Origin of the sequence: Leptolyngbya sp. CCY15150 (assembly GCF_016888135.1) — a bacterium.
Taxonomy (GTDB): Bacteria; Cyanobacteriota; Cyanobacteriia; order RECH01; family RECH01; genus RECH01.
Genome location: NZ_JACSWB010000278.1, coordinates 230243 through 241791, shown reverse-complemented (window position 1 = coordinate 241791; position 11549 = coordinate 230243). Strand labels below are relative to the sequence as shown.

Here is an 11549-nt window from a genome sequence, read left to right as displayed (position 1 = left end):
ATGCTATCAATGTTCAATCTCCTCACAAAACTGTACGATCGCTCGGTAGCGTTGGGTGGTGCACCACTGATGACGTCAATCTCTCATCACCACAGACCGTCAGGCGAGAATTTGAGTGAGTCCATCATACTAGTGCGTGCAATGTTTGCCCACTGCCCACTGATCCACATGTCTAAGGAAAGTATGGGACGGCCTAGGACACCCACGACTTTGTTTTATCAGAAAAGTTCCCCCTCTGCCGGAATTAATGTTGTGTCATAAACGACTGACAGATCTTTACAATTAAAGTGGACTGGTAAGAAGCATCCCGCATGGTGCGCGTTGGCCCATGGAAGACGAGACCCGTAGATCCTAGTCGCAGCCAAGGATCTATGCCACCATGCCATCCATCAACGATCGTGGGTTTGGGGCTGGGGGCGATCGCCTAGACCCTACGCGATTGAACTAAGCTGTGTGCGATCATCGATCGACGTAAGCATGAATTATGTCAAGATTCATGTCTTATTGACCAAGTCGAGCCAGGTACTGAAGTGGACTGGAATGAACAGAGTTCATGGGCTGAGCCTGCTGTGTTAGAACTGTGACGATTAATTGAGATGAATCAACCCGTGGAATCTGGTGTGTGTAAGTTTTTGACCTCACGTCAACAATATCGAGCCTGTCGGGTGCATGTCCCCGATTTTGAACGCCATATTGCGGCGGTGTCCCTTGATGGGCAATATTACAGCTTTTTTAAGGTGGTGACAGATGCTGAAACAGTCCTGAAGATGGTGTTTAAGCTGGGAGAGCGTGGAGATCACATGGTGGTGATTGGAGCACCCAAGGGCCATCAAATATGGATTTGGGAGCATGAAGCTACGCCAGTGCGATCGCCCAAGCCTACCCAGGCGGCAGCCTTGAAGTTAGTACCGGCGTGCCAAATGCTATCGTCGCCCGCTCAGTATCAACAGACGTTGGTTCGCGTACCCGATTTGGATAAACCTGTTCCGGCCCTGCAAATCGGGACGCGATATTTCAGTATTTTTCGTGAAACCGATGATCCCAACGAGGTCTTAGATTTAGCCAATAAGCTCTCGCTGCAAGCCCTCGATGACTTTGCGATCGCCTATCAGGATTTGTTTTACCGGGTCTGTTTACTCGAACCCGAGGCCCGTCCCATAGCCTAGTTGGAGCTGATGAGAGCCAACCTGATAAGAGCCAACGTGGAACTCCTCCATGGCATCAAACCCATGGAGGAGAGCAAACCCATGGTGTGAGCAACCTAGCCGTCAGCAGCCTAGCGCGATACGGGAGATGCTTCTGACGATTGCACAAAGGCTGGTGTATTAAAGGACGACGACTCGGGAGCAGAACGATCGGGCGGGGCGATCGCATCAACGCCGGTCATATTTGGAATGGGCGTAACTTCAAAGGCATCGGCGGAATGGCGATCGGAAACCTGGAACACATTCAGCCATTCAAAATCTTGCTGAAACGCCATGGGATCGAAGGGCTGCTGATTCATCCACACCAAGCTGCCCATGGTGCCAGCAATCAGCGCAGTATAGCCCACATACAGATGCATGGGATGCAGGGCGCTCTGCTCTTCCTCGTGATACCAGGAAGGCACAGGATTGACCAAATCGGCGCTGGAGGGCAGCAAGCGGGCGATCGCTGCCCCGTCTAAATCAAGCGCATCTCCAATTTGGCGAACAAAGCCGCGCACATAGATGTCTTCCGGTAGGCGCTCAACCTGGCCCGATTCAATGGCGTGAATATGGTGCATGGGTACCAGGGTGCGCTGATGCAGTTCTGCCACCGAGAGCGATCGCCGTTCGCGCATCTGCTTCAGCTCTTGCCCCAGTTGCGTCAAGATTTGATTATGCTTTTCCTTGCGCTCCAGTTGCACCTGCTGGGCCTGCTGAGCGTTCTTGGCCCGCAGCCGTGACGAGGCTGGGGTAGCCAATGCTTTGATGGGCTTGATAGGCGTGGACAGATGGGTGGTTTCGGCAGCCTGCTTTAGGAGCGGAAATGGATCGAGCATCGAATCTTCCTCATCGTCTCCAACGTCCGGCTCCGCCTGTGAACCTGGATCGGGTAGGGAAACAACGGGAGCGATCGCTAGACTGGGCTCCTCTGCCACCGACTGCCCTTTCACCACCTGTTCCAACAAATCCTTAGAGGCAACAAAAACCTGTCGCAGCGTAAGACGGATAGCCTCTTTGCAGGCCTGTTGCAAGGAACCTTGAATTTCAGACAGCTCTTCGGTTTCCCGCTGTAAGGCCTTCAAGGCCTGGCGAAATGCCTTACTGCGATATAGTTCTTGCTCCGCTTGACGAAACAAGGCTTTCAACTCTGTTTGGGGCACAACGACGTCCAGATGATTCTCCTGAACACGCGATACTGTTGCTGCTACCATATCCATCATCTCCGTGCTTAAGTCAATCGCATTGAGCAAATCGAGCAACACCCATGCGTGTCATGCTCATGATTCCTCACACAGCTATACGCTTAGACCATACGCGGAGTTGTCTATCTATCAGGATGGATTTCAAACCGACGGTGGGATTGCTTCAAGCCTGTCAGGAAGAGACTTTGGTTCTAATTCCTGAGACGGCGATCGCCCCTGAGTGAGGCTCTACACGGTTGCTGGCTAGAAGGTCATCATGATCTACAACAGATCCGCGATCGCGCTGCGCTGCTTCAGTAAGGTTTTCGTGAAGCTCAGCAAAATTCCGGAAGATTAACGATGACAAATGACAAGAGTTGCTCATGGATGGAATATTCGCGCTCAAGATGCAACATCGAAGCGATGACGCTCAACAACAAAGGCGATCGCTGCTGGTTTAAGCGATCGCCTCAATAGATTTACGCAGACTTGAATAATGGCCGGGAATCTCCGAGAATCCCTAAGCAGCGCTGGACAAGGGAGCTGTGGAAGCAGTGGTAATCAACGACACTTCAACGTATTCATCCTGGGTCTGGGTGACCTCAACCCGGATGCCGGGGCCAAAGAACCGCTCAATTTTCTCCCGTCTTTCCAGCCATAGCTCTAGGGAAATCAGCGGCGATAAAAACTGTAGAACCAACGCATATTCGCCCTCAACATCGGCTTCCCGCACCCCAATCAAAACAGGGCGTTCCTCATCGGAGGGGCATAGATCTAAGCGTTCGAGGGACGTATCGAGATGGACTTCCTGACCATAGCGATAGCGGGTCACATCTTTGCGGATTTGGTTTTGGGTGGCGGTGGCTTTCTGCTCCCGCAGTTGCAGCACTTGAGGAGTGGTGGGTTCAGCAAACGGTGCCGGCTTCAGCTCCGCTGCTTTTAGGGCAAAACCACCGAGAAGAATAGGAATACCGTAGAAAAAACCAACTAGGTTTAAGGTGGCATTGTCTGAGAAAAAGTACGCGGTGAATCCTATGACGGATAGAATGCCGCCAATCACAAGTCCGATACTACCTAGTGAGGTTTTGCCTAGCATACCCCTGAAATCCACTCCATAATGTCTGGTCGCAATCCATGGCTGACAGCAGAGCTACCGATCGATCAAGGCGCGATCGCTCCTGCCTAGACCCCAGCCCCAACGACCGCTACGGTGCTGTCGAGGCTTTAGCTTTTGCATCTATATCAATCTATTATCGCTTGCTTCGGTACGAGACGGACGCGATCGCCCCCCGTTCATTCAGAGATCATGTTCATACAGGGATCGTAGGTGGGGAAGAGCGATCGCCTGCCCAATCGGTCATCCTAGGTTCCTAACACACCTGCCCGTTGAGGCAAAACTGTTGGCAGGAGCGCACCGGAGATTGACCATTGCCTTGCAGAGGACAGGCGTCATTGGCACAGTGCTGACAGTCGGCACGGGTGGGCAGCAAAAAATCTTGGGCGGCATAGACGCTGACGCCTTGGCTGATAAACCCTTGGGCTTCCAGATCGCCCATGGCATGGCTAATTAAAATAGCGGCATGGATGCCAAGCTGTTCGCGGTGGCGATTGATTTTCTCTAGGGTTTTGCTAAAGCCTTGGCGGGGCGACTTGATTTCAATCAACACCTGCTCGTGGCGACTGGTGAAGCAGGGCGGCTTGTCCTGAAGGAAATGATCCTTATAGTTCAGGGTAAAGGTGCCGTCTGCATAGCGGCGGGTGCGCAGAACGCGGCGGAAGGGCAGCGAAAAGTGCCCATGGGCATCGAGCATATACCACCATGATTTATGACAAGCTTCATGGGGTAGGTTGAGGATCGTTTGCACTTGGTCAAACTGAAAGCCCGCTTGAGTGAGCAGACCTAGGGCTTGGGCCAGGGAAATACTCTGCCCCAGAATTTGGGTTTCCGATTCGCAGCGGGTGATCTGGGCATAGTGACGTTCACGGCGATCGCGATCGCCCCGGATGGCAAACTGGCGTTCAATGTCATCTTGGGACTCGGCCAAACGGCAATGCACCAGCTCAAACTGAATAACGCCATCCACCGATCGCCCGTCGGGGGTGGGAATGCCAATGCGGGAAATGGCTGACCCTAGAAAGTGGGGCTGGGCAATGGGAGGGGTGCAGTTGAGCAGCAGCGATTTGAGCAAGGTCTCATCGGCGATCGCCAAGGCAATCTGAACCTGGTCATGGAGGGAGGAAGACGAGGTTTGTCCCGTCGTTTCCGGTATGAGGGTATGGCTAGACATCGTCCATGAATCCATGACAGCACCGGCCGCTTAGGGTGATCAACACGAGGCACCCAATCCGTGCAGGACGTCCTCGTTCTCTAGCTATCCTGATATCAAATCCGGTTGCAGGGGCATGGCTGGAACTGCCTTCGATCCTTGGCTTCGCCGTTCCCTTACTACGGGGGACACAACGTCCGGATATGGCCCGAGCCCTACATCAATAGTCTGTCTAACTGGATTTGATAGTTCTTGATCCTTGGATCATCTTCATTATTTTTATCGCACCTCTCCAGAGAGCGGTGAACTTCCCTCACATTTCTCGATGTTCTTTAACATCTCTTTAGCCCAAGGGGTTACGCCCACCGCGAGTTCGACGGCGATCAGGCTATCCATTCATGCCATTCAGCGCCAGTCACTAGCAAAATCGCGACATTTCTGAAACTCGTAGGGGCCCATCAAGGCTCCCCACAACCCCTTCCCGGTTTCTGGATCCACACCACGATCGAAACTGAGGAGGCGATCGCGATAGACTTCAAAGCCCAAAACCACCTGTCGGGTCTGCCCTGCATAGTCAAAACAGCAGCGGGCACCGGGTTCAAGCGCACCCATGAAGCGATCGCCTTGGGATTGAATATCCAAGCAACAGCCGGGGAGCAGCTCTAGATCATCCTCCGAGAGCGATCGCAGTAGGTCACCATTAGCCCCAGCCGTACGCCAGCGATCGGGCTGCCGCATAGCCCAATAGTTGCCCTTTAGCCCCTCTGGGCCGTCCCACAGCGTCAGCACCCGCTGGCGATAGGCTTGCTCTGGCTTGAGGATAGGTGCCTGTTCGGCAAACAGAGCCAGCTTGCCAGCAATCCGCTGGGGCACGGGTCGATACCACAGGCGGAGATGCACAAACCAGATGGGCTGATCGCGGGATTGGACTGGGTTTTCGTACTCGCCCGCCAACCACTGGGCGAGGTTAAGCAACGCTGGAGATTCATGCATGGGTAGCCCCATCAAGACAAGGGTTAGGTGGGCAATATATCGGTCGGCAACGATGAGCCAGCCTAAGCATCGGCTGCATCGTCGTCCTCGCTGTCCTCAGACTCTGTCTCTGCTTCTGGATCTGCATCCTCCTCTGTCTCTAAGGGTTCCAGCGCTTCCAGTTGCAAAATACAAGCAGCATCAAGAAGCTGCATTCGGTTAGCGGTCAACACGGTGCAGGTATCGGGCAGGCGAGTTAGGGCAGGGACGGTACCTTCCAGCAAATACTGCAGGGCGCGTTCGGTGGGCGGTTGATATTGGTTGAACCAACCCTCTCTCACGTAGCCTGGCTGAAACGCGTTGGGATCGAGCAACCACAGGGTGATGTCGTAGGTTTCGATAAAGTCTTTGACGGCCTGCAACTCAGGGGTGTACTGGGCATTGATCAGGGCCGTGGCGCGATCGCGAAACTCGCCGTAGTAGCCCCAGTGGTAGGGAATGGCATATTCTCGCCCCACTAAGATCGAACGCTGGGAAAAACTCGGCAGATTGTCCGCCTCCTCACTGAGAGATGCCACCAGGGTATTCAGGGGCTGTTGGCGCACAAACTCATACAGTTCCGGTGCCTCGCCGACTTTATATTTCGTGCTAGGAAAATCAACCACAAAGCGGGGATAGATGACGATCAACACAGCGATCGCTCCCATCAAGAACATACCGCCCCACTGAACCGCAACGGGAGCTGGGGGCTGGGTGGGTTCCCAAAATTGAAACAGGCGATCGACGAGAATGGCCAGGGCGATCGCGGCTGCCAAGGCGAAGACAATCCGCCAGGTATGTTCGGTGTAGCGGGTGGGGAGGTGTAGCCGAAAGAGGGTGGCATGGGCAGCGATAAACCAAAAGACCGAGACGCCCAGGATCTGCGGCAACAGCCAGAGTTTTTTAGTGAGTCGCGCTGTGAGCGGGAAGTTGGCGCGCCACTTGAGCAGAGCAGGCAGGGCCAGGGCAAAGAGGAGACTGGCAGGACGGACAAGACCGACATCTAATAAGCCGCTACGCTGTCCGGTGAAGTAGAACTCTAGGGGATTGGGGTAGAAAAAGGTAGAGCGTCCACCAGGCAAAAGTTCTGGCCATTCACGGGTGCTGGTCGCGCTGATCACCGGGTCAAAGTCAGAATTGCTGGAGGCGTAGAGCGCCAAAATGGCAATAGATAAGCCTAGGGCCACGCCGTAGATCCAATACCCAGGGCGATCGCTCACCAGTCGCACGGGTACATAGCGCGTCCAGTTGGTGGCAGTAGGGGAGGGCTGCCAGCGCAGAAGTTTCAGCACCAAAAGCCCAATCACAATCAAGCTATATTGCGGATAGAACAGGCCCACCAAGACAGCCGCAAGTGCCGTACCGAGGAGCGATCGCCGCAAGAGGTAGAACAAAAAGGCCAGGAAGACAGGATAGACAAAGGCGCGGGGCGTGGCGGAAATCAGGTCATCCTTCATCCATAGGCTTTGGTTGAGCAGCAGCGTGGCCAAGAAGCCCGCCATGGGCACGGGCAAGATTTGCATGGCGATGCCGAAGCAGTAGCAGGTGCTGATCAGGCCTAAGACCAGGGGCAACAGCTTATGAATCCACCAAGGGCTGATATCGCCCGCCATCAAGATGCGGTAGAGGGCTTTGTAGCCATAGGGCGCGACGGATTGGAAATAGTCAGCAATGCGATCGCCTGGAAATAACGCCGGATCGAGGTAGCGCTGCATCCAAAACACATGCTGCCGCGCATCATCTTGCACAATGTAGTCGCCGGCAAAGGCTTCTTTCAGGGCCAGATAGGAAAATAGCAGCGAAAAGACCAGCCCGAGGGTGAACCAAAAGACTCGGTTCCCTTCAGATTTGGCGGTGGGAGAGGCCAGGAAGTGGTGCAGTCGGGCAGCAAGCATGGTGGTTGAAGCAGGATGAGACGACTCGGCAAAAGGGTGGGCGATCGCGCCGAGGGCTGGAACAGACGGCAGACCAAGAGCATCTTGGCTTGATCGGTCTTACAACAGCGTCGGTCTCAATCACAGGGCGATCGCACGTCACATCAGTTTTACCACTTGGACGGCCCATCTGGCTTGATAGCTCCACCGGTGACGCCATTGTACCGCCGACTAGGGTGATGGAATGCTCACCGTCCAAAGCCAGCCACCGCCGTTTACATCGCTGCTGGGCATACCTCGGCGCTCCATCCGTAGCCGCAGTCCCTGGGAGGGCTGGTAGAGAAAGACGTCGCTGTAGGTCGCTGGCGGAATATCGGGGACGATCGGTCGCAGGTCGGGCGGTTGGTCGGGCGCATTGGGTCGGGCAATCAGCTGCACCTGCACGTCAGCATCCAGCCGATGCACAAAGGCAAGCACTTCACTGGGATCGCGATCGGTGATCATCAAGGGGCGATCGCTTTGGTTGATGATCTCGGCAGCGGCAGGGTTAAAACGACTCACCGCATAGCTTTTGTTCCACCACAGAGCATGATGGGCATTCACCGCAACGGAGAGCACACCGGACAAGGCCAGGGCGATCGCCCCTGCCCGCCAGCGTCGATAGGCCCGCCGACTCTGATCTGGATCCTGCAGCATTCGCCAAAGGAGATAGCCCACGGCCACCTGCAGTCCCACGTAGCAAGGAATGGGATAGCGGGTAATGGTCGATCGCCGTCCCCCCAGCAGCAGATCGGAGCCCATGAGGGCGATCGCCGTCACGCCAATCAGGGTCAATACAAACAGGCTAGTGACGCGGGGCGTGCGCTGATAGAGATACCACAGGGCATAGGCGCAGAGGGCAAGCAGAAGATAGTGAGCTGGATTGATGGCGCTGGGCCCTTGATTGAGGTCAAAAAAGAGGCGGCTGAGGTTCAGCAGCCAAAAGAGGGGCAAAAATCCTTGGCGATCGAGGGTCATGCCCACGGTATTGCCCAGCAGTCGATCCCAATTGTCCAGAATCACCATCAGCCAAGGCGCAAAGAGGGCCAATCCCAGCAGAACAGCACCACCATAGGCCAAGAGTCGCCGAGTTGGACGCCAGCTTTCTGCCAGAATCATGTAGAGCCCATGGCTCATGACCACAAATCCATAGAACACATGGGAATACAGCCCGAGAGCCAGCGTCACGCCGTAGAGACTCCAGGCTGGTACGGTATTGCGCCGCCTCGCCCACAACAGCGCCGCACTAGATAGCACGATCGCCAACGTCCACAAACTATATTCCCGCGCCTCCTGGGAATACAGCACATGGAACGGAGATATGGCCACAACGGCAGCGATCGCCCACCCCGCCTCGGCAGCCTGAAATAACTCTCGCCCAAGCCAATAGGCGGCAGGAATGGTCGCCAGTCCAAATAACGCCGACAGGAGCCGCAAGTTGCCCACCGAATGCCCGGCTGGGTATAGCCAGCCCCAGGCCATCACATAGTACAGCGGGGAATGTTCGGGATGGGTCTTTAGGGCGGCCAGGGCAGCGGCTCGGGTGCGCTGATGGTCGGGGTATTGGTAGCGCTCAAGAAAATCCTCTGCGGTGATCGGAGGTTGATTGACCGCCGCCGCCACCAGCGTCTCTTGGGTATAGCCAGCAATGCGTAGGGAGGTCATGGTTTCATCAAACCAGTAGACCTTATGCCCCGGCTGATAGAGGCGAAACACAACGCCCACAATGAGGAGCCCGATCACAAGCCATCTCAGCCAGGAACTGGAGCGCTGGCGCTTGATCTCAACGTTTTGGATTTGCTCTACCATTGCGATCGCTCACCCACGATTTTTCCATTCATCCTACGCTGTTTTGTGGCGAGATGAGCAGACGACGAACAGTGGGCATCCATCAACCGTAGCGTCAGATGCTGCTAGGCAACGCCGTAACGCACCGGCTTGGATGCGTTCATAGTCTTCTAGTACTCTGAGGCAGACGTAACCTACCTAGGTGCTAACGTGGGAACCCTTGTGTGTCCTGGACTGCCTCTTCGTTTTTCTGTCTTCGTTCTTCTATCTTGCAGTACTAAGTACTATCCCCCTGCTCAAGGACGCAAGCCGCATCCAGCACCAACAGACTAGAGTTTTCAAACACAAGACAGGTTTGATGCAGCGTTTTGAGAATGGGACGAGAGCCTCGGCGGAGCGATCGCTGAATAGGATACACAACATCGTCATATTGCCAGACCCAGGATCGACGCAGGTAGTTGGCTTGGAAGGCATGGCGATCGAGCAGCCAAAAGTCAATGCCATAGGTCTGGGTGACGGTGCGCACCATGTCGAGGTCGTCGCTATACTGCGCTTGGAGCACCGCGGTGGTGCGCTCCACAAACTGGTCATAGTAGCCGGTGTGGTACGGAATGCCATATTCCCGCGCCGTCAGCACCGATCGCTGGGAAAAACTAGGCAGATTGCTGGCCTCATCGGCAATGGAGGCAATCATGGTATCGGCAGGCTGCTGGGAGAAAAAGGTATACAGGTCAGGATAGGCACCGGTGACATAGCCCACCCGAGGAAACTGCACCCAGAGGGGAAATAGCAGCAGGGCCAGGGCGATCGCTCCGGACGCTATGACCCCAACATGGGATCGCAGTCTCTGCTGACGATGGGCTTGCTCAGCCCAGTGCAAGAGGGCATCGATCAAGGTGATCAGAGCGATCGCGGCGGCTAGGGCCAGGCCAATGCGCAGGGTGTGCTGGGTGTAGCGACTGGGCAGGTGTAGACGGTAGAGCAGCAGATGGGCTAGACCATACCAAACCAGAGAGACCCCCAGCATTTGCACAAGGATCACCACCTTGGGCTGGATATGCTGACAGAGAGGAAACCACCGCGATCGCCATGCCATCAAGGGCAACAGCAGGGCAGCATAGAGCAAAGGCGATAATCGATCAGCTCGGGGCAAGATGCCACTGCGTCCATCCCAGAGCCAAAATTGGGCGCTGCTATCCCTAAAAAATTCTGCCCGCCCCCCAGCCTGAAACTCCGGCAGGCTGCGGGCCTCCGCCAACGACACCACCGGGCCATAGTCCGACGGACTGAGCAGATAGGGCAGCGTCACGGCGATCGCAATCCCCATGCCCACGCCACACAGCCAGGCATCCCGACGGGTAAACGGCCAGTGGGGCACCCGTAGCCACCAGCGCAGACCCTGGACAGCCAGCAATCCGGCACTGAGCAGCACGGTCTGCGGATAAAACAAACCCTGCAGAAGAATGGTGATCCAACAAGGCAGGAGCGATCGCTTCAGCAGATAGTATAAAAACGCCGTGAATAACGGATAGACAAAGGCACGGGGGGTGCCAGACGCTACGTCATCATGCGTCCAGATGATCTGATTTAGCAACAGCGATGCCGTGAACCCGGCCACCGGCAGCGGCAACAGTTCTAAGCAAATGCCAAAGCAATAGCCCGTGGTGATCAAGCCGAGGATCAGCGGCACGATCTTACTCAGCAGGACTGGATCAAGACCTAGCTCAGCAGCACCACGATAGAGGGCGGTATAGCCTCCGGGCGCTACCGACTGAAAGTAGTCGGCAATGACGTCATTAGGAAACAGGTCAGCATCCAGAAAACGCCGCATCCAAAACACATGCTGGCGAGCATCATCCTGAATGACATAGGCGCTGTCGAGAGACTGATACAGCACCAGACCGCCCAACAGCAGCGCCATCAAAAAACTGAGAACCAACCACAGAACATACCACCCCTGTGTCGGTCGGGTGGCTTGGGTAATCAGACCTTTATGAAGCTGAGGAAGCCGGTCATGCATAGCAAGGGCAGAAATGCGAAACGAGCGATCGCCCGACTGACATCAGCTTACCCTGTTCCCACAGGAGAAACGGAGTCCTGCCCAAAATCTCTCTCACAATGCTGTTATCTCCAGCAAAATATAGGCGAAGAGCTGATCGCTATCGCCTGGATCGAGGATGCAGATTGACCTAAGACAAAAAC

General features: G+C 55.3%; 8 protein-coding genes. 1 reads left to right on the top strand and 7 read right to left on the bottom strand.

All coding sequences use genetic code 11. From position 1 onward, the window contains the following. Positions 1 to 632: 632 nt before the first annotated feature. Entirely contained in the window at positions 633 to 1166 is a 534-nt protein-coding gene (locus JUJ53_RS21605; protein ID WP_204154089.1) for a hypothetical protein, read from the top strand. Between the two features lie 110 nt (positions 1167 to 1276). Here the strand turns inward: JUJ53_RS21605 and JUJ53_RS24875 are convergent, their stop codons facing one another. The 7 genes from JUJ53_RS24875 to JUJ53_RS21570 form a co-directional block, all read right to left on the bottom strand. After that, complete coding sequence (locus JUJ53_RS24875; RefSeq protein ID WP_204154088.1) at positions 1277 to 2347, bottom strand: helix-turn-helix domain-containing protein; 1071 nt, start codon at positions 2345 to 2347, stop codon at positions 1277 to 1279. A 541-nt stretch (positions 2348 to 2888) separates the two neighbouring features. Continuing rightward, positions 2889 to 3464 carry a DUF2854 domain-containing protein gene (locus tag JUJ53_RS21595; protein WP_204154087.1) on the bottom strand — a complete coding sequence of 192 codons (576 nt, stop codon included), beginning with the start codon at positions 3462 to 3464 and terminating at the stop codon, positions 2889 to 2891. Between the two features lie 274 nt (positions 3465 to 3738). Next, positions 3739 to 4656, bottom strand: a complete 918-nt coding sequence (locus JUJ53_RS21590; protein ID WP_204154086.1) for a hypothetical protein — start codon at positions 4654 to 4656, stop codon at positions 3739 to 3741. 384 nt (positions 4657 to 5040) lie between these two features. Beyond that, positions 5041 to 5628 (bottom strand): chromophore lyase CpcT/CpeT, encoded by a 588-nt coding sequence (locus JUJ53_RS21585; RefSeq protein ID WP_204154085.1) that lies wholly within the window; start codon positions 5626 to 5628, stop codon positions 5041 to 5043. Between the two features lie 62 nt (positions 5629 to 5690). Then, positions 5691 to 7541: a hypothetical protein gene (locus JUJ53_RS21580; protein WP_204154084.1), complete on the bottom strand. Its 1851-nt coding sequence runs from the start codon at positions 7539 to 7541 to the stop codon at positions 5691 to 5693. A gap of 210 nt (positions 7542 to 7751) precedes the next feature. Continuing rightward, entirely contained in the window at positions 7752 to 9368 is a 1617-nt protein-coding gene (locus JUJ53_RS21575; RefSeq protein ID WP_204154083.1) for a glycosyltransferase family 39 protein, read from the bottom strand. 256 nt (positions 9369 to 9624) lie between these two features. After that, positions 9625 to 11367, bottom strand: coding sequence for a hypothetical protein (locus JUJ53_RS21570; RefSeq protein ID WP_204154082.1), 1743 nt, complete (start codon positions 11365 to 11367; stop codon positions 9625 to 9627). Positions 11368 to 11549 lie beyond the last annotated feature (182 nt).